Genomic DNA, 26,283 nt, shown 5'->3' on the forward strand with positions numbered 1-26,283 from the left:
CGGGACGAAACGGGGGCATCGGATGCACGAAAAGCTTCGCTCTGCGAACTGGGCCCGGGCCCTTGTTCCCTCGCTGGCCGCCTGGCTGGCCTCGGCCGCCGTATTCTCGGTGCCAGCCGCATCTGCGCAGGAGGTGCAGCTTCAGCTGAGAGGCGCGAACGACACGCTGCGCGATGCGATCCGCGGGGCCTCGCTGCTCTATTCCGGCAAGGATGACGAGGACGCGGCCGATGCGCAGGACCTGCTTGCCTCGGCCCGCGCCGATTATGGCCGCATCCTTGGCGCGCTCTATGCGCAGGGGCATTACTCGGGCGTCATCCGCATCCTGATTGACGGGCGCGAAGCCGCGGCGATCCCGCCGCTGGATGCGCCCGATGTCATCCGCACCATCGTCATCGAGGTCGATCCGGGCCCCGGCTTCCGCTTCAGCCGGGCCGAAGCTGCACCGTTGGCGCGCGGCACCGAACTGCCCGAGGGCTTTGCCATGGGCCAGCCCGCCCGGTCGGGCGAGATCGTCGGCGCGGCGGATGCGGGGGCCGAGGCATGGCGCAATGCCGGCCACGCCAAGGTGCGCGTCGGCAACCAGCAGGTGACGGCAAACCACACCAATGCAACGCTCGATGCCCGCATCGGCTTTGACCCCGGCCCGCGTGTCACCTTTGGCCAGATGGCGATCACCGGCAATGAGCGGGTACGCGCCCGCCGAATCGACAAGATCGCCGGCTTCCCGACCGGCGAGGTCTATGACCCCGAAGAGCTGGAAGACGTGGCCGAGCGCCTGCGCCGCACCGGGGCCTTCCGCTCGGTTGCGCTGACTGAGGCGGAGAGCCTCGGCCCGGGCGCGACGCTGGATTACCAGCTTGTCGTGGTCGAGGAAAAGCGCCGCCGGATGAGCTTTGGTGCCGAGGTCTCCAGCCTCGACGGCGCGCTGGTCTCTGCCGGGTGGATGCACCGCAATCTTCTGGGCGGCGCCGAAAAGCTGACGATCAACGGCGAGATCGGCGGCATCGGGTCCCAGACCGGAGCCGAGGATTACAGCCTTGGCGTACGGCTGGATCGCCCGGGCACCCCGTTCCGCGATTCGACCGCCTTCGTCGAGGCGCTGGTCGAGCGCGCGCAGGAAGAAGACTACACCGCCGACACCGCCCGCATCGGCTTTGGCCTGACCCGCTACATCACCGATCAGCTGACCGGCGAGGTGAGCATCGGCTATGAGATTTCCGAGGTCACCGATGAGTTCGACGAGATCACCTATGAGCAGCTGGTGCTCCCGGTGAAACTGACCTGGGACACCCGCGACAACGCGCTGGACGCGGTGGAGGGCTACTATGCCCAAGGCGAGGTGACTGCCTTCCGCGGCTTTGGAACCACAGGCACCGGCGCGCGGCTGGCCTTTGACGGGCGCGCCTATCACGGATTTGGCGCGGAAGACCGGGTGGTTCTCGCGGGCCGGGTGCAGGGCGGGGCTATCGTCGGATCCGACCTCCTCGAAACGCCGCGCGAATATCTGTTCTACTCGGGCGGCGGCGGCACCGTTCGCGGCCAGCCCTACCAGTCACTCGGGGTCGAGATCGACCGCGGCGGCGGCCAGATCCAGGACATTGGCGGCGACCGCTTCGTCGCGTTCTCGGCCGAGGTTCGCGCCGGGATCCGCGGTAATTTTGGCGCCGTGGCCTTCTATGACGCCGGGTTCGTCGGGGTCGAGGATTTCTCTGAAGACAACGGCGCCTGGCAATCAGGCGCGGGTGTCGGCCTGCGCTATGATACTGGCATCGGCCCGATCCGGCTGGATGTGGCCGCGCCCGTGTCAGGCGATACCGGCGACGGTGTGCAAATCTACCTTGGGATTGGACAGGCATTCTGATGATGATGCAGCGGCTCCTCCCCCTCGCGCTTTGCCTGCTCCTGCCGCTGACCGCAGCCGCGCAGGACGCTGCGACCGATGCGCAATCCGACGCCGACCGTGGCTGGCTGACCGACTTTCTCGAGGAGAACCTGTCCAGCGCCGGGCGCGATGTGCGCGTCGAAGGCTTCGCCGGGGCGTTTTCCTCCCGCGCGACCTTCACCAGCATGAGCTTTGCCGATGACGATGGCGTCTGGCTGACGATCCGCGATGGCGCGATCCAGTGGAACCGCACGGCGCTGCTGGCCGGCCGCATCGAGATCCGCGAGCTGACCGCGGCCGAGATCGACCTGCCGCGCACCCCCGGCAGCGGCGAGGAAGGCACCGATCTGCCCGACCCCGAAGCCTCGGGCTTTGCGCTGCCGGAACTGCCAGTTTCGGTGCAGATCGGCACTTTGAAGGCGGATCGCGTGGTTCTGGGCGAGCCTGTCTTCGGCGCCGAGGCGGTGTTCTCGCTGCAAGGCACCGGCCAGCTGGCGGGCGGCGAGGGCAGCGTGGAGCTGACCGTCAACCGCATCGACGGCGCGCAGGGCGAACTGTCCTTCACCGGCGCCTATGCCAACGCTACCCGGCAGGCGACCGTGGATCTGCTGCTGAGCGAGGGCGCTGACGGGATCGCCACCACGCTCATCGGCCTGCCCGGCGCCCCGGCGCTGACGCTGGCGGTCAGCGGCACCGGCCCCATTGACGATTTCGGCGCCGATGTGGTGCTGACCACGAATGGCGAGCCGCGCCTGTCGGGCCGGGTGGAGCTGCTGGCAGAGGTGCCCGAGGGGCAGACAGAGCCGGTGCGCAGCTTCCGCGTCGATCTGGGCGGCGATGTCGCGCCGCTGTTCCTGCCCGCCTATCGCGATTTCTTCGGGACTGACATCCGGTTGGTCGCTGCCGGTGCCCGGCAGCCCTCGGGCGCGATGACACTGTCGGATCTCAGCCTGCAGGCGCGCGGGATTGACCTGCGGGGTGAACTTCAGGTCGGCGCAGACGGCTTGCCGGTGCTGGCCGACCTGTCCGCCCGGCTGGGGCTGGAGGATGGCAGCGAGATGATCCTGCCCGGTGCGGGCAACCCAACACGACTACGGGCGGCTGTGCTGAAGCTGGGCTTCGACGCGGCCGAGGGCCCCGACTGGACCCTTTCGGGCGAAGTGATGGGCCTGCAGCAAAGCGGCATCGGCATCGCCCGGCTGCGGCTGGACGGCGCGGGGCAGATCCTGCGGCCTGCCACAGCAGGCGATCCTGCTGCGGTAACGGCGGGCTTCGACTTCGCCGCCACCGGGATCACGACGGAGGATGAGGCGCTGGCAGAGGCCATCGGCCCGCGCCTGACTGGCAGTGCGCAGGTGGACTGGCAATCCGGCGGCGCGCTGGAAATCTCTGACCTAGTGGCAGAGGGCGCGGATTACGGGCTGAACGCCAACGCCACCATCACCGGCCTCGACAGCGCCTTCACAATCGACGGCACCGCACAGGCGCGGCTGGACAATCTGACCCGGTTTTCAGGGCTCGCGGGCCGGCCGCTATCTGGTGCGGCGAATGCCGATGTGTCGGGCAGCTATGGCCTGCTGTCGGGGATCTTCGACGTGACGGCAGAGGTGGCCGGCACCGACCTGACGGCGGACATCGCCGAGTTGGACGCGCTTCTGGCTGGCCGCTCACGCATTGCCGCCTCGATCCGGCGAGATGAGGCCGGCACCGAATTGCGCTCGCTGACCCTGCGCGCAGGAACGCTGGCCGCCGACGCCTCGGGCACGCTGGCGACCGGCGCCAGCAACCTGACCGCAACGCTGGACTTTGCCGACCTGTCGGTGATGGGCGGACCCTATCGCGGCAGCCTGTCGGTCGAGGCCGGGCTGCAGCAGGCCGGCGAGGTCAACCGCTTTACCGTCAGCGGCAATGGCATCGATCTGGCCTTGGGCATCCCTGAAGCGGACGGGCTTCTGGCCGGCAGAACCGCGCTGGCCTTTGTCGGCAGCGAGTTGAACGGCGCGATCACGCTGGACACGGCGCGGATCGGCAACACGCAGATCTCGCTGGACGCTGCCGGCCGCTACGAGGCTGGCGCCAGCGACCTGACCGCCACCGTCGATCTGCCGAACCTCTCGGTTCTTGGCGGCGGCTATCGCGGCCAGCTGGCGGCCGAAGCGCGGGTAACGGAGACTGGACCGGTGCGGCGGCTGGAGCTGACGGGCACCGGCACCGGGCTCGCCATCGGCCAGGCCGAGGCGGACCGGGTGCTTGCCGGGACCACGCAGCTGGACCTTGCCGCCGAAATGGAAGCGGGCGCGATCCGGGTGGACAGGTTCAACCTGACAAACCCGCAGCTGACCGCCACCGCCACGGCGCTGGTGGAAGGCGAGACCCGCAGCGTGGATATCGAGGCGCGGCTGGCCAACATGGCGCTGCTGGTGCCGGGCTTTCCGGGCGCACTGACCGTGTCCGGCACCGCCGCGGATATCGGCGGCAGCTACCGGCTGGACCTGACCGGGCAGGGGCCGGGCGGCACCAATGCGCGGGTGTCCGGCACCGTGGCGGGTGATTTTGCCACGACCGACCTTGCGATCACCGGCGGCGCGCAGGCGGGGCTCGCCAATCCCTTCATCGCTCCGCAAAGCGTCGAGGGGCCGCTGTCCTTCGACCTGCGTCTGAACGGCGCGCCGGGGCTTTCGGCCCTGTCGGGGCGCATTTCCACCACGGGCGCGCGCTTCTCGGCGCCCACCGCCGGCATCGCCATCGAACAGCTCGCAGCCAGCGCCGATCTGTCGGGCGGACGGGCACAGCTGACCGTAGATGCGCGCGTGCAAGAGGGCGGACGTATCAGTGTCTCGGGTCCGGTGAGCCTGACGGCGCCATTCGACGGTGATCTCACCATCCAGTTCGACAGAACCCGCCTGCGCGACGCAGAACTTTACGATACCCGCATCGATGGCACACTGCGGGTCAACGGCCCGCTTGCTGGCGGGGCCAACATCTCTGGCACGCTGCGGCTGGACGAGACGGAAATCCGCGTGCCCTCCACAGGGCTGGGGGGCGCGACCGCGATCCCCGATCTGGCGCATGTGGCAGAACCCGCCGATGTGCGCGCCACCCGCGGCCGTGCCGGTCTGCTGGGGACCGGCAGCGAGGGGCGCGGCGGCACTGCGCGGCCCTATGGCCTTGATGTGCGGGTGATCGCGCTGAACCAGATCTTCGTGCGCGGCCGCGGGCTGGATGCCGAGCTTGGCGGTCAGGTCCGCCTGCTGGGAACCACCGCCAATGTGCAACCGCAAGGCCGGTTCGAGCTGATCCGCGGCCGGCTCGACATCCTCGGCCAGAGATTCGATCTGGACGAGGGACTGATCGAGCTTCAGGGGAGCCTGGAGCCAACCATCCGCTTTTCCGCCTCGACCGAGACCGACGGTGATACCGCCACCATCGTCATCTCGGGCCCGGCCTATGAGCCAGAGATCAGCTTCGTATCCTCCTCGGGCCTACCCGAAGAAGAGGTGCTGGCGCGGCTACTGTTCGGGCGCGGGCTCGACAATATCTCGCCCTTGCAGGCGGCACAGCTCGCCTCTGCCGTGGCCACGCTGGCCGGGCGCGGGGGTGAGGGGATCATCGGGCGGCTGCGGCAGAACTTCGGGCTCGACGATTTCGACGTGACCACGGATGCCGATGGCAATGCCGCAGTTCGGGCAGGCAAGTACCTGTCCGAAAACGTCTACACCGACGTGACCGTGGGGGCAGAAGGCAACAGCTCGATCAGCCTCAACCTGGATGTGACCAGCAACATCGTCATCCGCGGAGAGGTGGAAGCCACCGGCAATTCCGGCCTCGGCGTGTTCTTCGAAAAGGACTACTGATCGCCCCACTCGCGTGGTGGCCCAGAAAAGGGCCTCCTAACGCCATTCGGGGCGATCAGGTTCCCGAAATCTCAAACCTTTCTTTCCGGAACTAGCCCCCTGCCAACTGGTTGTTAGGGCATAGCAGGGGCCACACACGGCCCGACCCGAACTGAAAGGAATGCGTCATGAACAAGCTTCTTGCATCGACCGCAATCGTTGCGATGACGGCTCTGCCGCTGGCCGCACAGACCACCACCACCGAAACCACCGCGCCGGAAACCACCGCGCCGATGGCTTCGGACACCGCGCCTTCGACCACTGGCTCGGCGACGATGGATGCGACCACCACCGCTGACACGATGGGAACGGGCGACTTTTCCTACACCGCCATGAATGACGAGCTGATGGCTTCCGAGTTCATCGGTCAGACCGTCTATGTGTCGGAAGGCACTGTCGATCTGACCGCGGGCAACAATGCCGACTGGGAGAGCGTTGGCGACATCAGCGACGTTCTGATGAGCCGCGAAGGCGAAGCCCAGGCGATCCTCGTGGACGTGGGCGGCTTCCTTGGCATCGGCGCGAAAACCGTTGCCGTCGACATGGAACAGCTGAACATCGTTTCGGACGGCGAGAACGCTGACGATTACTTCGTGGTCTTCACTGCAACCCGCGAAGCGCTGGAAAACGCTCCGGAGTTCGTTTCGGCTGACGAAGCTGACGACGCGATGGACACCACCGCCACCGACACTACGGCGACGGGCACCACCGCTCCGCTGGCTGCCGATACGAACATGGCAACCGATACCACTGCCACGACCGAGCCGATGGCGACCGATACCACCACCGGCACTGCCACGACCGACATGGCGACCTCGGATGATCCGATGGCCGGCCTGATCGACCCGACCACGCTGACCGCCGAGCAACTGCAAGGCGCCCCGGTCTATGACGCCAACGACGAGAAAGTTGGCGACATCTCGGAACTGATCGTCGCGGCTGACGGCACCATCACCGAGGCCGTGATCGACATCGGCGGTTTCCTCGGGATCGGCGCCAAGCCGGTTGCTCTGAACTTCGAGCAGCTTCAGGTGATGGCCGAAGAGGCTGACGGCACCGGGGTGCGTGTGCACCTGAACGCGACCGAAGAAGAACTGGAAGCGATGCCCGAATACGAGGGCTGACCGACCCAGTAGCGTCACGAGTACGGCCCGGGCATTGCCCGGGCCTTTTTTTGTCTGGGCATGGGGTGTGATGGGCGGAGGCGGTGCCCTCGCGAGCCAGCCGAGAGATCGCGCATCCCTACAGCCACCCTGTCTCGGAGAAGCCCCCTGCGATGCTTGACGTTTACAGGTGCAGTCCTGGCAGGAGAGGGTTGGGTTCTGCTCGGGCAGGGGACGGAACGGCCTAAGCGACCGTCATATCTGCGGCGGGCCGTCTGCCGGGGGGATGCCGCCAACCTCGAAGCGGACGCTCAGGCGATACTCGCCGTCGGCGCTGGTGATCTCTACCACGGTGTCAAGCTGCCCGGCGAAGGCGTTGATCAGCTTCGTGCCAATGCCCGGCGGATCGCCCTCAACCCTGTCCGGAACCCCGGCGCCTTGCGAGTTCACGATTTCCAGCGTTGCGGTGCCGTCCTTTTCGTCGCGCAGGCTCAGGCGAATCCAGCACTGGCCGCCACCCTCGGGCGCACTGGAATATTTCACCGCATTGGTCAGTGCCTCGGTCGCCAGCAGCGACACCGGCACCGCCTGATCGGGGTACAACGTCACCGGCGCAAAATCCGTGCGGATATCGAGGTTCGATCCGGGGGCCACCGACATCATCGTCATCTGGCTGACGATATCGCCCAGAAGCTGATCGGCCTGTACGGCCGACAAGGTTTCCGCCTGGTAGAGGTTGCGGTGGATGGTGGCCAGGCTGGCAACGCGGTCCTGCACGCTTTTCAGCACGCGGCGCGCGCCCGGTTCCTTCACCTGCCGGATCTGCATGTTCATGATAGACGCGATCAGCTGCAGATTGTTCTTCACCCGGTGGTGGATTTCCTTCAGAAGCACGGTCTTTTCCTGCAGCGAGGCTTCCAGCTCCGCCTCATCGCGGATCAGGATCCGCGCGAGGTTGTGGAAGGTCTGGCTGACATCTGCGATCTCGGCCGGGGCATCCTTCAGCACATCGGGCGGCACCTCGCGGCGGCCCAGGGCAAAGCGGCGCATCTGGCCGCGCAGCTCGCGCACATGGCGGATCACCAGACGGTCCACCGCTGCATAGGCGACCAGCAGGCTGGTAATCCACATGGTCAGCGGGAACAGCAGGGTGGAGGGCGCAATCAGGTCGCGGCCCAGCTGTGCCTGCTCGGGCGGCCAGCTGCCGACGACATGCACCATGCCCGGAACGAGGTCGAGCACGGCGAACACCCGCGAACGACCCTCGCCATCCCGCGCGCGGAAGATCGCGGCGTCACTGTCCACCAGAGTAGAGGCCTCGCGCCCTACCGGCAGGACCAGAGGCACCTCGACCAGACGGTGATTTTCCACGAATAGCGGCTCGCCGGCATGGTTGAACATGACGATGTTCACATCACGGTCCCGTCCCCGGCGCGAGCGCAGCAGCTCCAGCGTCGAATGCTTAACCGATAGCGTCAGCATCCCCAGCAACACGCCATCCTTGCTGACCGGCTGCGATACGATCAGCACCGGCACTCGCGAGACCTCGCCAGAGGCATTGGCGGTGACCATCGCCCGGGGCGCGGCAAGAAACGCCTTGTAGGTCGGGCTTTGCGACATGTCGCGGGCCTCGGCCAGCGAGGAACAGGTCATCTGGCCATTGGTCGGGATAAAGCCGGCAAAAGCATAGATCGGGCTGCGTTTGACATAATCGCCGAGGATCTGCGAGCAGGCGGCGTCGTTCCCCACCGTGTCCAGCAGCGCCTGCGACAGCGCCTCTGACGCGCCAAGCGCGCTTTCGATCATCGCGCGCTCACCCGCGGCAGCATTGGAGGTGCGTTGCAGCAGTGCCGATTCCGTGGCCTGCTCGGCATCCTCGGCCATGCGCCAGGTCTGCACCAGAGCGATGGTCCCCAAGGGCAGCAGGGCCACCGACAGAAGAAAGGCCAGGCGAAAGCCCAGCCGTTCCGTGAATTTCAGTTTTCCCCGAAGCCCGGCTTTCATGCCGTCAACCCGATGAGGCGGACGCCGCCATCACGGCCATTGTCGCGGGGTCAGTCATGGTCAGCTCCTCGCCTTCGGCCAGCTGCAGCAGTTCCGCCAGCCGCTTGCGGCCACGGTTGGCGCGGCTCTTGATGGTGCCCACCGCCACGCCGCACATCTGCGCCGCCTCTTCGTAGGCGAACCCCGAGGCCCCGACAAGGATCAGCGCCTCGCGCTGCTCATCCGGAAGCTGCTCGAAGGCCACCCGGAAATCGGCCAGCGCCAGGCGCCCATCATGGTCAGGCTTGGTCGCCAGCCGGCTGGCATGGATGCCATCGACATCGGCGACCTCGCGACGGGTCTTGCGACGGCCCGAATAGAAGGTGTTGCGCAGGATCGTGAACAGCCAGGCGCGCAGGTTCGTGCCGCGCTGGAAGCGGTCGATATTGCTCCAGGCCTTCAGGATCGTATCCTGCACCAGATCATCCGCGGCAGACGAATTGCGCGTCAGGCTAAGCGCGAAGGCGCGCAGCGCGCCGAGGTGGGTGACCAGCTCGTCGCGCGGATCAACAGAACCGTCGTTCATTTCTCGCGGTCCTGTTCCTTGAGCTGCTGAAGAAGCTGCATGAACTTGTCAGGAACCGACTCCTCCACCATCTGCTGGTAGACGCGCCTAAGATTCTCATCGATCTGGCGTTCCACGGTGGGCTTGCTCTCTTCGGTTCCGCTGGATTTCATGCTGCTTCCCGGGTCGTATTTTTATTCACGCGCGCTGGAACCAAACTAGGGCCCCAGCGTTTGGTTCCCTGAAAAACTAAAAAATTGTCGGAGATGACATGACAGACGGGAAATCGACGGACATCACTGCGGCGATCGGGCCGGAGCTTCCGTTCCTGCGCCGCTATGCACGTGCGCTGACCGGCAGCCAGAGCACGGGTGACCGTTATGCGGTGGCCACGCTGGAGGCGATCCTGGCGGATCGGTCGATGTTCGAAGGCGATCTGCCGCCCCGTGTCGCGCTGTTCCGGGCCTTTCACGCAATCTGGTCCTCGGCCGGCGCGCCGGTGGCCGAAAGTGGCGCTGATGCGCTGGAGGCGCGGGCCCAGGTTCACCTGTCCAGCCTGACCCGCAACACCCGCGAGGCACTGCTGCTGCGCACCATCGAGGAAATGCGCTTCGACCAGATCGCGCAGATCATGGACGTGACCCAGTCCGAAGCCGAAGACCTTGTCACCATCGCCATGAACGAGATGGAGCGCAGCGTTCTGGGCCATGTAATGATCATCGAGGATGAGACGATCATCGCGATGGATATCCAAAGCATCGTGCAGTCGATGGGCCACCGCGTCACTGGCATCGCCCGCACCCGCGAACAGGCCGTCGCGCTGAGCCGCAAGGAACGCCCGAACCTCGTGCTGGCCGATATCCAGCTGGCCGACAACTCTTCGGGCGTCGATGCCGTCAACGACATCCTTGCCGAGTTGGGTGATATCCCGGTGATCTTCATCACCGCCTTCCCGGAACGCCTGCTGACGGGCGAGCGGCCGGAGCCGGCCTTCCTGATCTCGAAGCCTTACCTTGAGGAGCAGGTCCGCTCTGCCGTCAGCCAGGCGATGTTCTTCGCCTCGACCGAGACGCTGGCTGCCTGAGAACAACGTCACCGCATCCGTTAAAAGGCCGCCCCTTGGGCGGCCTTTTGCGTAACGTCATGCCTGGCTTCGGATGGCGCGCACGATCAGCGCCACGACGAACAGCACCAGGAAGATGAAAAACAGGAACTGCGCAACGCCGGCAGAGGCGGTGGCAAGCCCACCAAAGCCGAAAACACCGGCGATGAGGGCGATGACGAAGAAGACGGCGGCCCAGTAGAGCATGGTTGACTCCCTTCACTCTGGCAGAACACAATTGAATGGCACTGAAGACGCGCCAGATTTCAGTCCGAACGCGCCAAGCCTGCCGCGGTTCCAAAATGCCGCAGCTGCGCAAGGCCAGTTTGCAAGCGCGGAAGGAACCGGAGCGGGGCCCGCGCGTTGACCGGGCAACAGAAACACATCTTGAAGGAGACGTGACATGGCTCGCGCACCCGAACTTCCGACCGGCAACGGCAATGGCAAGGCGCTTGATGCCGATTACGCCGCGCTGAGCGATCAGATTGCTTCGCTGAAGGCCGATCTTGCAAACATCACCGGCACACTGGCCGACATGGGCCGACATCAAGGTGCGTCCGCTGTCGAAGCTGCCAAGCTCCGCGCCGAACAGCTGCGCGACATGAGCTCGGAACAGGTCGAGGCACTGCGCGCGCGCGCGACCGACGCCGCTGCCCAAGCAGATGCCTTCGTCAAAGAGCGTCCGGCGACCGCCGTTGGCGTGGCCGCGGCCCTTGGCTTCGTGCTGGGTCTGCTGACCGCCAAGCGCTGAGGGCGAGATGCTCAAAGGTCTCCTGACCGACGTTCAGGTTACTGTGGAACGGACTGCCCGGCGGGCGGTCCGTTCTGCCGTACTGGGCGCCTTTGCCGCACTGTTTGCCTTGATTGCTCTCGGCTTTCTCACCGCGGCGGGTTTCATCGCGCTGATGGTGGAATATGGCCCGGTCGCAGCGGCATTGACGCTGGGGATCGGCTATCTGGTTCTGGCCGCGCTGTTTCTGGTGGCGATGGCCAGCGGGCGCACTGCGCCGCCGCCCCCTCCGCCGGTGGAAAAGCCGCGCCCGCCACTGGCTGACGCCTTCTTGCTGGGCATGGAGGCTGGCCGCGGTTTCGCCCGCGGGCGTCGCGGCGACCTTTAAGCCTCGTCCGCGGCCGGCTCGGGCGGCCGCGGAATACCCAAGACCCGGTTCAGCGCGGCCCCCAGCAGAACTGCATAGGCCGAGAGGTAGAACCACATCAGCAGCGCCACCACCGCGCCAAGCGATCCGTACACCCGGTTGTACGAGCCGAAATTCGCCAAATACATCGAGAAGGCCAGCGAGGCCGCGGCCCAAAGCAGCGCCGCCAATCCGGCACCCGGCGTGATCCAGCTCGCCCGCCGCTCGGATTTCGTGTTGGGGCCAAAGCGATAGACCAGCCCCAGTGTCGCCAGCACCAGCAGGAAGGTCGCGGCCCAAGGCAGGCCCGCCACGATACGTCCCTCGACCGGGCCAAGCGGCAGGAAGGCCAGCAGGATCGGGATCACCACCACCGTGATCAACCCTGCAATGGCCATCCCCAGTACCGCCAGCGTCAGCCCCATCGCCACGGCCAGTTGCCCCACACCGCCACGTCTGGGGGAGCCGTAGATGGTGTTCAGCCCCTTCACGACCGAGGCGAGCCCCGCGCGGGTCGACCAAAGCGCCACCCCAAGCGAGATCCCGGTGCGCCAGCCGACCTGCTCGCCCGACGACTGCACCAGCGCCTCGACCTGACCACGGATCAGCCCGAAAGCCTCGGGCGGGATAAAGCCGCTTGCAACCTCAAGATAGCTTTGCAGCGCCGCCGGATCGGCCAGCCAGCTCCAGACCGACACCACCGCGCCGAGCGCGGGAAACAGCGCGAACATGGCATAGAACGCCACCCCGGCCGCGATCAGGCCAAGGTTGCGCTCATCCGTCAGGCGCCAAACCTCGGTCAGGATCGTCCAGGGGGTCAGGGGCTTTGGGGGCATCGGGGCGGTCCCTGTGTCATCGGCCAGCGCTTCGCGTCCGGGCAATGGTGACCCGGTGAAGAACGGGATGCAACCAGTTGCAGCACAAAGATTATCGGCTGATCGGGGGGTAGGGGAGCCGCGAAACGGACCTCTGGTGAGGGACAGTGGGGCGAGGCCCGTTTCGCGACATCCGGCGTTAGGCGGGGACCATTTGCCGGATCACCGGGCAGCCCGGCAAAGCCGCGCGGTTCATCTGAATAACCACAAACCCGCCTGCCGGTTCCCGCAGCAGCGCAGATTTTTCACCGTTACCGCAAACGGTTTTCCCTTGCCCTCACCGCCCGGGATGGTTGACTGACGCCGGGCGCAAGACACGGGAGCGGGCCATGTATATCGGACTAGATCTGGGAACCTCGGGGCTGAAGGGCATCCTCATCGACGACGCGCAACGCGTGCTGGCAGAGGCGACGGCGCCGCTGACCGTCTCGCGCCCGGCAGCGGGCTGGTCGGAGCAGGCACCGGCCGATTGGACCCTGGCGGCAGAGACTGTGCTAGGTGAACTCGCAGCTTATGGGCTTGGCGCAGTGCGCGGCATCGGGCTTTCGGGCCATATGCACGGCGCGACGCTGCTGGACGCTTCCGACAAGGTGCTGCGGCCCTGCATCTTGTGGAACGACACCCGCGCCCATGCCGAAGCAGCGGCGCTGGATGCCGATCCGCGCTTTCGCGCGATCACCGGGAATATCGTCTTCCCGGGCTTTACTGCACCGAAGCTGGTCTGGGTGGCGCGGCATGAACCCGAAGTGTTCGCCAAGGTCGCCAAGGTGTTGCTGCCGAAGGATTATTTGCGCCTTTGGCTGACAGGCGAGCACGCCGGCGAGATGTCGGATGCTGCTGGCACCAGCTGGCTGGATACTGGCGCGCGGGGCTGGTCGAGCGATCTGCTGGACGCGACGGGCATGACCCTGTCGCAGATGCCGCGGCTGGTGGAGGGGTCCGAGGTGTCGGGCATTCTGCGCGCAGACATAGCGGGTCGGTTTGGGATGCCGGCGGGTGTGGTTGTAGCCGGGGGCGGGGGGGACAACGCCGCCTCGGGCATTGGCGTCGGTGTGGTGAAGGCGGGGCAGGCCTTCGTCTCGCTGGGAACCTCGGGCGTGCTGTTTGCCGCGAATGACGGCTACCAGCCCGATCCGGCGACGGCGGTGCATACCTTCTGCCACGCGCTGCCCGGCACCTGGCACCAGATGGGGGTGATCCTGGCCGCGACCGACGCGCTGAACTGGTTCGCGCGGCTGGCAGGCACCGCAGCCGCCGGGCTGACCGCCGATCTGGGCGCGCTGCAAGGCCCCGGCAGCACGCGGTTCCTGCCGTATCTCGGCGGTGAGCGCACGCCGCTGAACGATGCCGCCGTGCGCGGGGCCTTCATCGGGCTCGACCATGCGACGGACCAGCAGGCCGCGACCCGCGCCGTGCTGGAGGGCGTGACCTTCGCCATCGCCGATTGCCGCGATGCGCTGGCGGCGACGGGCACACGGATTGACAGCCTGCTGGCGGTGGGCGGTGGCTCACGCTCCGACTACTGGCTGGCCGCGATTGCGACTGCGCTCGACACGCCGGTTTCGGTGCCGGTCGCGGGCGATTTCGGCGGGGCGTTCGGGGCCGCGCGGCTGGGGATGATGGCCGCCACCGGCGCGGGAGCCGAACTGGCAACCCCGCCCGAGATTGCGCGGATGATCGAGCCAGTGACAGCGCTGGTTCCGGCCTTTGCCGAGGGCCATGCCCGCTACCGCGCCGCGCGGGACGCGATCCGCGCTCTGGTTTAGGCGAAGCGCCGCCAGATCGCGGCGTCGCCAAGTCCTGCGACGAAGGCCGCATGGGCCTCTGCCTCCGCCTCTGTCAGGCGCGGGGGCAGGGGCTCAGGACGGGTGCGCGGGCGCCAGGCCTCGACCGGCTGCGCGCCGGCCTTGGGGGTCGGGGCGCTGGACAGCACGAGGTCCGGCTGCCGCCCGCCCAGAAGCTCCAGATACACCTCGGCCAGGATCTCACTGTCCAGCAGCGCGCCATGCTTCTCGCGCGAGGTATTGTCTACGCCGAACCGCCGGCAAAGGGCATCGAGCGAGGCGGGCGAGCCCGGAAACTTGCGCCGGGCGATCAGCAGCGTGTCCAGCGCCCGGTCCGCCGCGATCAGCGGCAGCTTGGCCCAGGACAGCTCAGCATTCAGGAATTTCATGTCGAAGGAGGCGTTGTGGATCACCAGCTTGGCATCCATGCCGATGAAGTCCCAGAAGGCCGCGCCAATCTCGGCAAACCTCGGCTTGTCGCGCAGGAAGTCGTCGCCAAGGCCATGCACGGCAAAGGCCTCGGCCGGCATCGCGCGTTCGGGGTTGATGTATTGGTGATAGACCCGGCCGGTGGGCATGTGGTTCAGCAGTTCCACCGCCCCAATTTCGACGATGCGGTGGCCCTCGGAGGGTTCGAAGCCGGTGGTTTCGGTGTCGAGGACGATTTCACGCATGACGGGCCCTGATGGTTTCGATCAGGTCTTGCACGGCGGCACGGGTGGCTTCAAGGCCGTTGGTCTCGATCACCCAGGTGGCACGTGCGCGCTTTTTGGCATCTGGCATCTGCCGCGACAGGATCAGGTCCAGCTGCGCCTCGGTCATGCCCGGGCGGGCGAGAACGCGGGCGCGCTGCACCTCGGGCGGGGCAGAGACGACCAGCGTGGCATCCATCTGCGCCTCGGCGCCGGTTTCGAAGAGCAGGGGAATGTCGAGCAGGACCAGCGGTTTATCCGCCGCATCCGTCAGAAACGCCTCCCGGTTCGCAGCAACCAGCGGATGCACGGCGCGTTCGATCTGGCCCAAGGCGGTGGGGTCTTTTGCGATCCAGTCCTTCAGCGCGGCCCGGTCCACGGCGCCGTCCTTGACAGCCTCCGGATGCAGTTCTGCGATGGCTGGCACCGCAGCCCCGCCGGGCGCATAGAGCCGGTGGACGGCCGCATCCGCATCCCACACCGGCACGCCCGCCTCGGCGAACATCGCCGCGGTAGTGGACTTGCCCATGCCGATGGATCCGGTGAGGCCGAGCCGGAAGGGCCCGCTCATCCCAGCACCGCGTCCCGCGTGGCCTGATCCACCTCGGGCCGCTTGCCGAACCAGCGTTCGAACCCCGGCGCGGCCTGATGCAGCAGCATCCCGAGGCCGTCCACGGTGGTGCAGCCCATTGCGGCGGCGGTTTCCAGAAACTTGGTGCGCAGCGGCGTGTAGACCAGATCGGTGACCACGGCCGAAGCCATCAGCCCATCCAGCGGCACCAGAAACTCCGGCTTGCCGACCATGCCGAGCGAGGAGGTGTTCACCACCGTCACCGCATCATCGAGCATGTTGCCGGCCTGCACCCAGTCGCAGACCACGACCTTGGCGCCGAACTCGGCGCGCAGCCCCTCGGCCCGCGGGCGGGTGCGGTTGGTCACGCGGATTTCGGGCACGCCAACCTCCAGCAGCGAGGCGACGATGGCCCGCGCCGCGCCGCCCGCGCCGAACACGGCGGCCGGGCCCGAGGCGGGCTTCCAGTCGGGCGCGTTCTGGCGAAGGTTGGCGATGAAGCCATAGCCGTCGGTATTGTCGGCATGGATTTTGCCGTCCTTGCGGAAGATCAGCGTGTTGGCGGCCCCGATCAGCGATGCACGGTCGGTGACCACATCGGCCAGTTGCAGCACGGTTTCCTTATGCGGAATGGTGACGTTGCAACCGACGAAGCCCGCCTTCGGCAGCGCCCTCAGCACCTCGGCCAGATCAGCCTGCGCCACATCCATCGGCACGTAATGCCCCGCCAGCCCGTATTTGCGCAGCCAGTAGGCGTGCAGCCGCGGAGAGCGGGAATGGGCGATGGGCGAGCCGATGACGCCGGCCAGCGGGATGCGGGGATGGTCGGTCATGTCGGCATCTCTCCACGCAGGCGCAGCCAATTGAGCAGGGGAATCAGCGGCAGGCCAAGAATGGTGAAATGGTCGCCTTCAACGCGGGACATCAAGCAGACACCTTCCTTCTCGATCTGATAGCAGCCGACAGAGTGGCGGATGCTGTCCCAGTTGCGGGTGACATAGGCGTCGATGTAGCTGTCGGGCAGATCATGCATCGTCAGCCGCGCTTCACCGACATGGCGCCACTCGGGTTTCGATGCCCGATATATCACGGCGGCCGAGAGCAGGCGGTGGGTTTTTCCCGAAAGGGCCCGCAACTGTGCCCGCGCTGCATCAGGGGTTTCGGGCTTGGCGAAAACCTCGCCCTTCAGCTCCAGCACCTGATCGGCGCCAAGCACCAAGGCCTCCGGGTGCTTGTCCGACAGTTTGCGCGCCTTCATCTCTGCCAGCGCATCGGCAAGGTCGCGGGGGGTGGCGCCTTCCGCCTCCAGCGCGGCGCGGATCGCCTCCTCATCGATGCGGGCGGGCAGCACCTGCGGCGCAAGACCGGCGGCGCGCAACATCGCTGCGCGGGTCTCGGAGGCGGAGGCAAGCAGCAGGGGCGTGGGCATGGGGACGATCCTGTGGACAAACGGGGCCGGGCGCAGGGGAGGCTATGGGGGCAAGTGGCGTCCTGCGATGGCTGGCGGAATTCCGGGGGGAGTGTCAAGCATCCGGGGGCGGCTTATCCACGCAGGCGCAAGGTTGTCCACGGACTGTGGATGCCCGCTTCGCGCAGGCGTTGACGGAAACTTATACACAAAGGTGTATGTTAACGAAGCCTCGTAACATAATGATTACATGTTGAAATTCTCAGGATGATAACGTGTTGAAAAACTGCGCACAGAGTTTTCCACAGCCGTTATCCCATGTGGAAAAACTGGGGTGAGCGCGGCATATCCCGTTACCCACAGGCCTTACTACATCATCATCTCTTCAATCTTTCTCTTATTTAAAAGAGAAGTAGGAAGACCCTTCGAAGCCAGAGGCCCCAATGATGACCGATCTGCTCGCCACGCTTTACCCTTGGGTCAAGGCCCTGCACATCATGGCCGTGCTGACCTGGATGGCGGGGATCTTCTATCTGCCGCGCCTATACGTCTATCACGTCGAACGCGGGCAGAACGGCGCAGAGGAACCGGCTGCGAGCCTGACGGTCATGGAGTGGAAGCTGCTGCGCTACATCATGAACCCCTCGCTGATCGCGGTCTGGTTGTTCGGGCTGATGCTTGTGGCCACGCCGGGCATCGTGGACTGGTCGAGCATCTGGCCCTGGACCAAGGCGGTTGGCGTGATTGCCATGACTTGGTTCCACATGTGGCTAGGCGCCCGGCGCAAGGACCTGGCGGCCGGCACCAACACCCGCACGGGGCGCACCTACCGGATGATGAATGAGGTTCCGACGATCCTGATGGTCGTCATCGTGCTCTCTGTCGTATTGAAGTTCTGATTTCGTTGACTCGGAAGCCCTTCGCGCTTATGTGACCGGGTCAGCGGGGCCATTCGGCCCGACGCATTTCCCATTCCTCTGCCGCAATGCCCGCTTGCCGGGCGCGCCATCATTTGTCCGAGTGCCATGACCGAGACCCAAGAACGCCTGAACCTTGCCGAACTGAAGGCGAAAAGCCCCGCCGACCTGCTGGCGATGGCCGAAGAGCTGGAAATCGAGAACGCCTCGACCATGCGCAAGGGCGAGATGATGTTCTCGATCCTGCGCGAATATGCCGATGAAGAAGGCTATGAGATCGGCGGCGATGGTGTGCTGGAAGTGCTGCAGGACGGCTTCGGCTTCCTGCGCTCGCCCGAGGCGAACTATCTGCCGGGCCCGGATGACATCTACGTCTCGCCCGACATGATCCGCCAGTATTCGCTGCGCACCGGCGACACTGTCGAGGGTTTGATCCGCTCTCCGGGGGAGACAGAGAAGTATTTCGCGCTGACCAAGGTCGAGGTTATCAACTTCACCGACCCCGAGAAAGCCCGCCACAAGGTCGCCTTCGAGAACCTGACGCCGCTCTACCCGACCGAACGGCTGAAGATGGAGATCGAGGATCCGACGATCCGCGACCGCTCTGCCCGGATCATCGACCTGGTCTCGCCCATCGGCAAAGGCCAGCGCGGGCTGATCGTGGCGCCGCCGCGCACGGGCAAGACCGTGCTGCTGCAGAACATCGCCCAGTCGATCGCGACCAACCACCCGGAATGCTATCTGATCGTGCTGCTGATCGACGAGCGGCCCGAGGAAGTCACCGACATGCAGCGCAGCGTCAAGGGCGAGGTCGTCTCCTCGACCTTCGACGAGCCCGCCACGCGGCACGTTGCGGTGGCCGAGATGGTCATCGAAAAGGCTAAGCGGCTTGTTGAGCATAAACGAGATGTTGTGATCCTTCTGGACTCGATCACAAGACTTGGTCGCGCCTTTAACACTGTGGTGCCGTCCTCGGGCAAGGTTTTGACTGGCGGTGTCGATGCGAACGCCCTGCAGCGGCCGAAGCGCTTCTTCGGCGCGGCGCGGAATATTGAGGAAGGCGGCTCGCTGACCATCATCGCCACGGCGCTGATCGACACCGGCAGCCGGATGGACGAGGTGATCTTCGAAGAGTTCAAGGGCACCGGCAACTCGGAAATCGTGCTGGACCGCAAGGTCGCCGACAAGCGCGTCTTCCCGGCGATGGACATCCTGAAGTCGGGCACGCGGAAAGAGGATCTGCTGGTTGACCAGAAAGACCTGCAGAAAACCTATGTCCTGCGCCGGATCCTCAACCCGATGGGCACCACCGATGCCATCGAGTTCCTGATTTCCAAGCTGAAACAGACGAAATCCAACTCGGACTTCTTCGATTCAATGAACGGCTAACCAGCCGCTTCAGGAGCCCCGTCGATGGATACGATCTTCGCCCTGGCCTCTGCGCGTGGCCGGGCCGGGGTTGCGGTCATTCGCATCTCTGGCCCGCTGGCTTGGGCTGCGGTGCGGGATCTGGCCGGCGATGTGCCGGGGCCGAGGGTGGCCGCGCTGCGGGTGCTGCGCGATGGGGCCGAGGTGCTGGATCAGGCGCTGGTGCTGTGCTTCGCGCAGGGGGCCAGCTTCACCGGCGAACAGGTGGCCGAGCTGCATCTGCACGGCTCTACGGCCACGGTTTCCGCCGTTCTGCGGGTTCTGGGCGACCGGCCCGGCCTGCGGATGGCGGAAGCGGGCGAGTTCACTCGCCGGGCGCTGGAGAATGGCTGCCTCGACCTCGCGCAGGTCGAGGGCCTGTCGGACCTGATCGAAGCGGAAACCGAGGCGCAGCGCAAACAGGCGATGCGGGTGCTGTCGGGTGCTGTTGGGGCGCGCGCTGAGGGCTGGCGCCGGCAGCTGATCCGCGCCGCTGCGCTGATCGAGGCGACCATAGACTTTGCCGATGAAGATGTGCCAGTGGATGTGACGCCGGAGGTGACGGCGTTGCTGGAAGCTGTGATGGCGGAGCTGCGGGTTGAGGCCGAGGGCGCGAAGGTTTCAGAGCGAATCCGGGACGGGTTTGAGGTGGCCATCGTCGGGCTGCCGAATGCGGGAAAATCAACGCTCCTCAATGCCTTGGCGGGGCGCGAGGCGGCGATCACCTCGGAACATGCCGGCACCACGCGCGACGTGATCGAGGTGCGCATGGATCTGGCTGGCTTGCCGGTGACGATCCTGGATACCGCTGGACTGCGTGAAACCAAGGATGCGGTGGAGGCCATCGGGGTCGAGCGTGCGATGGCGCGGGCGCGGGGCGCTGACCTGCGGGTGTTTTTGATTGCGGAGGACGGGCTTCCCGACGGCTTGATCCCGCTGCCGGAAGATATCGTCTTGCGCGGCAAGGCCGATGCCGGCGGCGGCGTCTCCGGCAAGACCGGGGCAGGGGTTGCGAACCTCATTGCCCGGATCACGACGACCCTCGAAACCCGCGCCGCCGGTGCCGCGGTTGTGACGCGGGAGCGGCACCGCCTGGCGATCCTCCGTGCGGTAACGGCTTTGGAATCCGCCAAGGTTGAGGTATTGAACGGCGCGGACAGGGCAGAGCTGGCCGCCGAAGATATGCGCCATGCGATCCGCGCCCTTGACTCCTTGGTCGGGCGTGTCGATGTGGAGCATCTGCTGGGTGAGATCTTTGCCAGTTTCTGCATCGGGAAGTGAGGAGTGTTTCACGTGAAACATTTTGACGTCATCGTCATCGGCGGCGGCCATGCTGGCTCCGAAGCTGCGCAAGCCGCGGCGCGCGTCGGTGCGCAAACGGCGCTGGTGACGCTGCGCGCCGATGCGATTGGCGTGATGTCCTGCAACCCGGCGATTGGTGGCCTCGGCAAGGGCCATCTGGTGCGCGAGATCGACGCGATGGACGGCGTGATGGGCCGCGTGGCCGACAAGGCCGGCATCCAGTTCCGCCTGCTGAACCGCCGCAAGGGCCCGGCCGTGCAGGGGCCGCGCGCCCAGGCGGACCGCAAGCTCTACCGAGAGGCGATGCAGGCGGAGATGGCGGCGCGTCCTGGGCTGACGGTCATTGAGGGCGAAGTCTCTGATTTTGTGATGGACGGTCAACGGGTTGCCGGCGTTCTGCTGGCCGATGGTTCGCGCCTGACTGCGCACTCCGTGGTGCTGACCTCCGGCACCTTCCTGCGCGGCGTGATCCATATCGGCGATGTGCGCCGGCCCGGTGGACGCATGGGCGACCGCCCTTCGATCCCGCTGGCGGAGCGGCTCTCTGCTCTGGACCTCCCGCTTGGCCGCCTGAAAACCGGCACCCCGCCACGACTTGACGGGCGTACCATCGACTGGACGGTGCTGGAGCAGCAGCCGGGTGACGACGATCCGGTCGTCTTCTCCTTCCTCAACAAGGTGCCCGCCGCGCGGCAGATCGGCTGCGGCATCACCCATACCAACGAGCACACCCACCAGATCATCCGCGACAACCTCGGCCGCTCGGCCATGTATGGCGGCCATATCGAGGGCGTCGGCCCGCGTTATTGCCCGTCGATCGAGGACAAGGTGGTGCGCTTCGCCGACAAGACCTCGCATCAGGTGTTCCTGGAACCGGAAGGGCTCGACGACCCGACCGTCTACCCCAACGGCATCTCGACCTCGCTACCCGAGGATGTGCAGCACGACTATGTCCGCTCGATGCGCGGGCTGGAGAATGTGACCATCCTGCAGCCGGGCTATGCCATTGAATATGACTATGTCGATCCGCGCGCCCTGTCGGCGACGCTGGAGCTGAAGGCTGTGCCGGGCCTCTATCTTGCGGGTCAGATCAACGGGACCACAGGATATGAGGAGGCGGCGGCGCAGGGGCTGGTCGCGGGCTTGAACGCGGCGCTGGTGGCGCAGGGGCGGGATCCGGTGATCTTCTCGCGCTCGAACAGCTATATCGGCGTGATGATCGACGATCTGGTGACTCGGGGGGTGACGGAGCCTTACCGCATGTTCACCTCGCGCGCCGAATTCCGGCTGTCGCTGCGCGCGGACAATGCCGACCAGCGGCTGACGCCTCTGGCGTTGTCGCTCGGCTGCGTCAGCGAAGCCCGGGCGCGGGCGTTCGGCCACAAGATGGAAGCGATGGCAGAGGGCAGGGCGCGGCTGGAGGCGATGAGCCTGTCGCCCACCGAGGCCGCCGCCGTGGGGATCCGCGTCGGACAGGATGGCGTGCGTCGTAATGGGTTCGCGCTGCTCTCCTTCGCCGATGTCGGGTTCGATCAGCTGCAGCAGGTGGACCCGGAACTGGTGAATCTTGCGCCAGAGATCCGCGAGCAGATCGCCCGCGATGCGCTTTATGCGAACTACATCACCCGGCAGGATGCTGACGTTCAGGCGATGCAGCGCGACGAAAGCCATGAGATCCCGGAAGCGTTCGACTATGCCGCTCTTGGCGGATTGTCCAATGAACTCAAAGGCAAGCTCGCGCGGATCCAGCCGGGCAGCCTCGCCCAAGCGGGACGGATCGACGGGATGACGCCGGCGGCGATGACGCTGATCCTCGCGCGGTTGAAGCAAATCGGCCGGCAGCGGGCGGCGGGATGAGCGGCGATCTGGGGTTAAATGTTTCACGTGAAACATCGGAGCGGCTGGCGACCTATGCCGCGCTGCTGGTGAAGTGGAACCCGGCCATCAATCTGGTGTCGAAGTCCTCCCTTGCTGATCTCCAAACCCGCCACTTCGCCGATTCGGCGCAACTGTTCGAGCTGTGCCCGCCGACGGCGCACCACTGGGCCGATCTTGGCTCGGGCGGCGGCTTTCCGGGCCTGGTGATTGCGATTCTCGCAGCCGAATCGATGCCTGACCTCACAGTTACCCTCGTCGAATCAGACGGCCGCAAGGCCGCCTTCCTCTCAGCGGTCGTTCGCGAAACCGGCCTCCACGCCAAGGTCATCGCTGACCGCATCGAGTCTCTCCCGCCGCTCGCCGCCGACGTGCTTTCCGCTCGCGCGCTGGCCGCTCTGCCGCAGCTTTTGGCCTTCGCCGAGCAGCATTTGGCACCCGGCGGCCACGCCCTGTTCCCGAAAGGTGCGACGCATCGGTCCGAGGTCGTCGAATCCCTTGCGGACTGGCGCTTCGACCTGCGAGAACACCCCAGCAAGACCGATCCCCACGCGGTCATCCTGGAAATCGAAGGTGTGTCTCGTGTCTGATCCGACTCGGCCCGCGGGCCCCCGCATCATTGCCATCGCCAACCAGAAGGGCGGCGTTGGCAAGACCACCACAGCGATCAACCTCGCCGCTGCACTGGCCGAGTTGGGCCACCGGGTGCTGGTGGTCGACCTTGATCCGCAGGGCAATGCCTCCACTGGATTCGGGATCGAGGCGCAACACCGCGGCCTGACGACCTATGATCTGCTCATCGAAGATGCCGCGCTGGAGGATGTGATCCGCGCCACGGACAGCCCGAATGTCTGGATCTGCCCGGCGACGACAGATCTCAGCTCGGCCGACATCCAATTGGTTTCAAACGAAAAACGTAGCCACCTGCTCTATGACGCGCTGCGCCAGCCGGCGATTGACGCTTATGGCTTTGGTTTCGTCCTGATCGACTGCCCGCCCTCGCTGAGCTTGCTGACCGTCAACGCGATGGTCGCGGCGCATTCGGTGCTGGTGCCGCTGCAGGCGGAATTCTTTGCGCTCGAAGGCCTCTCGCAGCTGATGCTGACGATCCGCGAGGTGCGGCAGACCGCGAATCAGAACCTGCGGATCGAGGGCGTCGTGCTGACCATGCATGATATGCGCAACAACCTGTCGCAGCAGGTTGAGAATGACGCGCGCGAAACGCTGGGGGATCTGGTGTTCACCACCGTCGTGCCGCGCAACGTTCGGGTGTCCGAAGCACCGTCCTATGCCGTGCCGGTGCTGACCTATGACACGCTGTCGAAGGGCAGCCAGGCCTACCGGGCGCTTGCAAGCGAATTGCTGGCGCGGACGATGGCCGAAGCCTGAGGGAGAGCAAAATGTCCGAGAAAAAGATCGAACGCCGGGGCCTGGGCCGCGGACTTTCGGCGTTGATGGCCGATGTGAACATTACCACCGCGGAAAGCCCACGCGAGGCGCCGCGCCGCGCCGATCAGCGCGTGCCGGTGGAAAAGCTGGTGCCGAACCCGAATCAGCCGCGCCGCGACTTCCCGAAAGAGGCGCTGGAGGAACTGGCGGCCTCGATCCGCGAGAAGGGTGTGATCCAGCCGCTGATCGTGCGCGAACGCCCGGGTGGTACCTATGAGATCGTCGCTGGCGAGCGGCGCTGGCGCGCGGCGCAGCTGGCGCAGGTGCATGATCTGCCGGTGGTGGTGCGCGATCTGGACGATACCGAGGTTCTGGAAGTCGCCATCATCGAGAATATCCAGCGCGCCGACCTGAACCCGGTCGAGGAGGCGATGGCCTATCGGCAGCTGATGGACCGCTTTGGCCATACGCAGGAAAAGATCGCCGAAGGCCTGTCGAAAAGCCGCAGCCACATTGCCAACCTGCTGCGCCTGCTGAACCTGCCGCAGCCGGTACTGGACCATGTCCGCGAGGGGCGGCTGACGGCAGGCCATGCCCGCGCGCTGATCACCACCGACAATCCCGTAGAACTCGCCGCGCAGGTCATCGCCCGCGGGCTGTCGGTGCGCGAGACGGAAAGCCTTGCGAAACGGCCTGCTGCGCCCACGCAGGCAGCCCCGCGCAAGTCTCAGGCTCCGGAAAAGGACGCCGACACGCGGGTGCTTGAGCTCGACTTGAGCGCTACAATTGGTATGAAAGTGCAGATTGACCACAAGGGAGAGCAGGGCGGCAGCCTCAGCATCGCCTATCGCACGCTGGATGATCTGGACGAGCTGTGCCGCGCCCTGTCGTCTATGCGCTCGGCCGAGACCAGATGAAGGCGGCGGTGCCGGCCAGCGCCAGCCCCTGCATCGCCAGCGCATAGGGCGGCAAGCCCATCCATATCCCCAGCCCGATGCTGACGACGAAGGAGGCGGTGGCCCATCGCTTGCCGGTCAGGCTGATCGCCCCGCGCTCGCGCCAGCTGACGATCGACGGGCCGAAGACGGGGTGCGAGAGCAGCCAGTCATGCACCCGCTCTGACGACCGCGCGAAGGCAAAGGCCGCCAGCAACACGAAAGGCACCGTCGGGATCAGCGGCAGAACCGCCCCGATCAACCCGCAGGCCAGTGCGATCCAGCCAAGGCCTGCCCAGAAGATCCGCATCAGCCCATCAACTCCCGGATCACGCCGTTCAGCACCGCCCGCCCGTCGCGGGTCGCGCGCAGGTGGTCGCCCTGCTGCTCGATCAGCCCAAGTTCCTGCAAACCCGTCACCGCCTTCGTCTCCAACTTGCCGCCCGCCAGCACAGACAGCCGAGAAAGGCTGATGCCTTCGGCGAGCCGCAGGCCCATCAACAGATATTCCGCTGCCTGATCTTTCAAGGCCAGCGGTTCACGAACCGTTTCGCCATTCCCTGCCTCAGCCATTTTCAGCCAGCGCAGGGGGGCCAGTTCTGTCTCTGTCGCATGGCGAACCCCGCCCAGGGTCAGCCGCCCATGCGCTCCGGGGCCGATCCCCGCATAGTCGCCATAGCGCCAGTAGATCAGGTTGTGCCGGCTCTCCGCCCCGTCGCGGGCGTGGTTGGACACCTCATAGGCCGGCATCCCCGCCGCCTCGCAGATATCCTGCGTCAGATGGTACATGTCGGCGGCGCTATCCTCGCCGGGCAACCCTCGCAGCCCGCCCGCGGCATGGCGCGCGCCAAAAGCGGTGCCGTCCTCGATGGTCAGCTGGTACAGCGACAGGTGGTCGATCGCCATCCCAAGCGCCTGCCGCAGTTCCGCCGCCCAGGCCTCTGGCGTCTGGTCCTGCCGCGCATAGATCAGATCGAAGCTGACCCGCTCAAACGTCCCCCGCGCCACGTCGAAGGCCGCCCGCGCCTCCGCCACCGAATGCAGCCGCCCCAGACGGCGCAGATCGGCATCGTTCAGCGCCTGCACGCCCATCGACACCCGGCTGACCCCGGCATCGCGATAGCCGCGGAAGCGCCCGGCCTCGACGCTGCCGGGGTTCGCCTCCAGCGTGATTTCGGCATCATTGCCCATCGGCCAGGTCGCGCGCACCTTGTCCAGGATCGCCGCCACCAGATCCGGCTCCATCAGGCTGGGGGTGCCGCCGCCGAAGAACACGGTGTTCAGCACGCGGCCCTGCGTTTCCGCACCCACCCGGTCAATCTCGCGCAGATAGGCCGCCTGCCAGCGCGACTGGTCGATTTCCGCCGCGACATGGCTGTTGAAATCGCAATAGGGGCATTTGGAGGCGCAGAACGGCCAGTGCAGATAAAGTCCGAACCCGCCGTTCTGCCAATCGTCCAT

At 66.0% G+C, this 26,283-nt stretch carries 25 protein-coding genes; 14 read left to right on the top strand and 11 right to left on the bottom strand.

Going from position 1 to position 26,283, the window contains the following annotated elements; translation table 11 throughout:
* Positions 1 to 22: 22 nt before the first annotated feature.
* The 3 genes from Q8S30_RS02355 (at position 23) to Q8S30_RS02365 (ending at position 6,902) form a co-directional block, all read left to right on the top strand.
* Positions 23 to 1,864 carry an autotransporter assembly complex family protein gene (locus Q8S30_RS02355; protein WP_305664429.1) on the top strand — a complete coding sequence of 614 codons (1,842 nt, stop codon included), beginning with the start codon at positions 23 to 25 and terminating at the stop codon, positions 1,862 to 1,864.
* Positions 1,864 to 5,739 (top strand): translocation/assembly module TamB domain-containing protein, encoded by a 3,876-nt coding sequence (locus tag Q8S30_RS02360; protein WP_305664430.1) that lies wholly within the window; start codon positions 1,864 to 1,866, stop codon positions 5,737 to 5,739. Before Q8S30_RS02355 ends, Q8S30_RS02360 begins: the two co-directional genes overlap by 1 nt.
* 167 nt (positions 5,740 to 5,906) lie before the next feature.
* On the top strand, positions 5,907 to 6,902 hold the full coding sequence (locus Q8S30_RS02365) for a PRC-barrel domain-containing protein (protein ID WP_305664431.1): 996 nt from the start codon (positions 5,907 to 5,909) through the stop codon (positions 6,900 to 6,902).
* Positions 6,903 to 7,136: 234 nt separating this feature from the next.
* On the opposite strand, the gene Q8S30_RS02370 is transcribed toward Q8S30_RS02365, so the two are convergent.
* The 3 genes from Q8S30_RS02370 to Q8S30_RS02380 are packed head-to-tail and all read right to left on the bottom strand — an operon-like array spanning position 7,137 to position 9,602.
* Positions 7,137 to 8,885 (bottom strand): sensor histidine kinase, encoded by a 1,749-nt coding sequence (locus Q8S30_RS02370; RefSeq protein ID WP_305664432.1) that lies wholly within the window; start codon positions 8,883 to 8,885, stop codon positions 7,137 to 7,139.
* A gap of 4 nt (positions 8,886 to 8,889) precedes the next feature.
* A complete protein-coding gene (locus tag Q8S30_RS02375) occupies positions 8,890 to 9,450 on the bottom strand; it encodes an RNA polymerase sigma factor (RefSeq protein WP_305664433.1) in 561 nt (186 codons plus the stop codon).
* A complete protein-coding gene (locus tag Q8S30_RS02380; RefSeq protein ID WP_305664434.1) occupies positions 9,447 to 9,602 on the bottom strand; it encodes a NepR family anti-sigma factor in 156 nt (51 codons plus the stop codon). The genes Q8S30_RS02375 and Q8S30_RS02380 overlap by 4 nt, the downstream gene beginning before the upstream one ends.
* 98 nt (positions 9,603 to 9,700) lie before the next feature.
* On the opposite strand from Q8S30_RS02380, the gene Q8S30_RS02385 reads away from it, so the two are divergent.
* Complete coding sequence (locus Q8S30_RS02385; protein WP_305664435.1) at positions 9,701 to 10,513, top strand: response regulator; 813 nt, start codon at positions 9,701 to 9,703, stop codon at positions 10,511 to 10,513.
* 57 nt (positions 10,514 to 10,570) lie between these two features.
* Here Q8S30_RS02385 and Q8S30_RS02390 read toward each other — a convergent pair whose 3' ends face one another.
* A complete protein-coding gene (locus tag Q8S30_RS02390) occupies positions 10,571 to 10,738 on the bottom strand; it encodes a DUF1328 domain-containing protein (RefSeq protein ID WP_305664436.1) in 168 nt (55 codons plus the stop codon).
* A gap of 196 nt (positions 10,739 to 10,934) precedes the next feature.
* On the opposite strand from Q8S30_RS02390, the gene Q8S30_RS02395 reads away from it, so the two are divergent.
* The gene (locus Q8S30_RS02395; protein WP_305664437.1) at positions 10,935 to 11,282 is read left to right on the top strand and encodes a YqjD family protein; all 348 of its coding nucleotides are present in this window, start codon (positions 10,935 to 10,937) and stop codon (positions 11,280 to 11,282) included.
* Positions 11,283 to 11,289: 7 nt separating this feature from the next.
* On the top strand, positions 11,290 to 11,649 hold the full coding sequence (locus Q8S30_RS02400) for a phage holin family protein (protein WP_305664438.1): 360 nt from the start codon (positions 11,290 to 11,292) through the stop codon (positions 11,647 to 11,649).
* Here Q8S30_RS02400 and Q8S30_RS02405 read toward each other — a convergent pair.
* Positions 11,646 to 12,503 (bottom strand): YihY/virulence factor BrkB family protein, encoded by an 858-nt coding sequence (locus Q8S30_RS02405; RefSeq protein ID WP_305664439.1) that lies wholly within the window; start codon positions 12,501 to 12,503, stop codon positions 11,646 to 11,648. The two genes, Q8S30_RS02400 and Q8S30_RS02405, sit on opposite strands and share 4 nt — an antisense overlap.
* Before the next feature lie 368 nt (positions 12,504 to 12,871).
* On the opposite strand from Q8S30_RS02405, the gene xylB reads away from it, so the two are divergent.
* Positions 12,872 to 14,308, top strand: coding sequence for a xylulokinase (gene xylB, locus Q8S30_RS02410; RefSeq protein ID WP_305664440.1), 1,437 nt, complete (start codon positions 12,872 to 12,874; stop codon positions 14,306 to 14,308).
* Here xylB and dnaQ read toward each other — a convergent pair.
* Genes dnaQ through Q8S30_RS02430 form a run of 4 tightly spaced genes read right to left on the bottom strand, consistent with a single transcriptional unit; the run spans position 14,305 to position 17,018 of the window.
* Positions 14,305 to 15,000, bottom strand: coding sequence for a DNA polymerase III subunit epsilon (gene dnaQ, locus Q8S30_RS02415; protein WP_305664441.1), 696 nt, complete (start codon positions 14,998 to 15,000; stop codon positions 14,305 to 14,307). The genes xylB and dnaQ overlap by 4 nt on opposite strands.
* A complete protein-coding gene (gene coaE / locus Q8S30_RS02420) occupies positions 14,993 to 15,589 on the bottom strand; it encodes a dephospho-CoA kinase (RefSeq protein WP_305664442.1) in 597 nt (198 codons plus the stop codon). The genes dnaQ and coaE overlap by 8 nt, the downstream gene beginning before the upstream one ends.
* Positions 15,586 to 16,422 carry a shikimate dehydrogenase gene (locus Q8S30_RS02425; protein ID WP_305664443.1) on the bottom strand — a complete coding sequence of 279 codons (837 nt, stop codon included), beginning with the start codon at positions 16,420 to 16,422 and terminating at the stop codon, positions 15,586 to 15,588. The genes coaE and Q8S30_RS02425 overlap by 4 nt, the downstream gene beginning before the upstream one ends.
* Positions 16,419 to 17,018, bottom strand: coding sequence for a nucleoside triphosphate pyrophosphatase (locus Q8S30_RS02430; protein ID WP_305664444.1), 600 nt, complete (start codon positions 17,016 to 17,018; stop codon positions 16,419 to 16,421). Before Q8S30_RS02430 ends, Q8S30_RS02425 begins: the two co-directional genes overlap by 4 nt.
* 425 nt (positions 17,019 to 17,443) lie before the next feature.
* On the opposite strand from Q8S30_RS02430, the gene Q8S30_RS02435 reads away from it, so the two are divergent.
* From Q8S30_RS02435 to Q8S30_RS02465, 7 genes are all read left to right on the top strand, one after another.
* Positions 17,444 to 17,896, top strand: coding sequence for a CopD family protein (locus tag Q8S30_RS02435; RefSeq protein WP_305664445.1), 453 nt, complete (start codon positions 17,444 to 17,446; stop codon positions 17,894 to 17,896).
* A gap of 126 nt (positions 17,897 to 18,022) precedes the next feature.
* Entirely contained in the window at positions 18,023 to 19,303 is a 1,281-nt protein-coding gene (rho, locus tag Q8S30_RS02440; RefSeq protein ID WP_305664446.1) for a transcription termination factor Rho, read from the top strand.
* A 24-nt stretch (positions 19,304 to 19,327) separates the two neighbouring features.
* A complete protein-coding gene (gene mnmE, locus Q8S30_RS02445) occupies positions 19,328 to 20,602 on the top strand; it encodes a tRNA uridine-5-carboxymethylaminomethyl(34) synthesis GTPase MnmE (protein ID WP_305664447.1) in 1,275 nt (424 codons plus the stop codon).
* 12 nt (positions 20,603 to 20,614) lie between these two features.
* Entirely contained in the window at positions 20,615 to 22,480 is a 1,866-nt protein-coding gene (mnmG, locus tag Q8S30_RS02450; protein WP_305664448.1) for a tRNA uridine-5-carboxymethylaminomethyl(34) synthesis enzyme MnmG, read from the top strand.
* Positions 22,477 to 23,088: a 16S rRNA (guanine(527)-N(7))-methyltransferase RsmG gene (rsmG, locus tag Q8S30_RS02455; RefSeq protein WP_305664449.1), complete on the top strand. Its 612-nt coding sequence runs from the start codon at positions 22,477 to 22,479 to the stop codon at positions 23,086 to 23,088. Before mnmG ends, rsmG begins: the two co-directional genes overlap by 4 nt.
* Positions 23,081 to 23,887, top strand: coding sequence for a ParA family protein (locus Q8S30_RS02460; RefSeq protein WP_305664450.1), 807 nt, complete (start codon positions 23,081 to 23,083; stop codon positions 23,885 to 23,887). The genes rsmG and Q8S30_RS02460 overlap by 8 nt, the downstream gene beginning before the upstream one ends.
* Before the next feature lie 11 nt (positions 23,888 to 23,898).
* Positions 23,899 to 24,804 carry a ParB/RepB/Spo0J family partition protein gene (locus Q8S30_RS02465; RefSeq protein WP_305664451.1) on the top strand — a complete coding sequence of 302 codons (906 nt, stop codon included), beginning with the start codon at positions 23,899 to 23,901 and terminating at the stop codon, positions 24,802 to 24,804.
* Here Q8S30_RS02465 and Q8S30_RS02470 read toward each other — a convergent pair.
* Positions 24,779 to 25,132, bottom strand: a complete 354-nt coding sequence (locus Q8S30_RS02470; RefSeq protein WP_305664452.1) for a YbaN family protein — start codon at positions 25,130 to 25,132, stop codon at positions 24,779 to 24,781. The genes Q8S30_RS02465 and Q8S30_RS02470 overlap by 26 nt on opposite strands.
* Positions 25,132 to 26,283: a radical SAM family heme chaperone HemW gene (gene hemW / locus Q8S30_RS02475; RefSeq protein WP_305664453.1), complete on the bottom strand. Its 1,152-nt coding sequence runs from the start codon at positions 26,281 to 26,283 to the stop codon at positions 25,132 to 25,134. The genes Q8S30_RS02470 and hemW overlap by 1 nt, the downstream gene beginning before the upstream one ends.

Origin of the sequence: Frigidibacter sp. (genome assembly GCF_030695035.1) — a bacterium.
In the GTDB taxonomy this organism is placed as follows: Bacteria; Pseudomonadota; Alphaproteobacteria; order Rhodobacterales; family Rhodobacteraceae; genus Frigidibacter.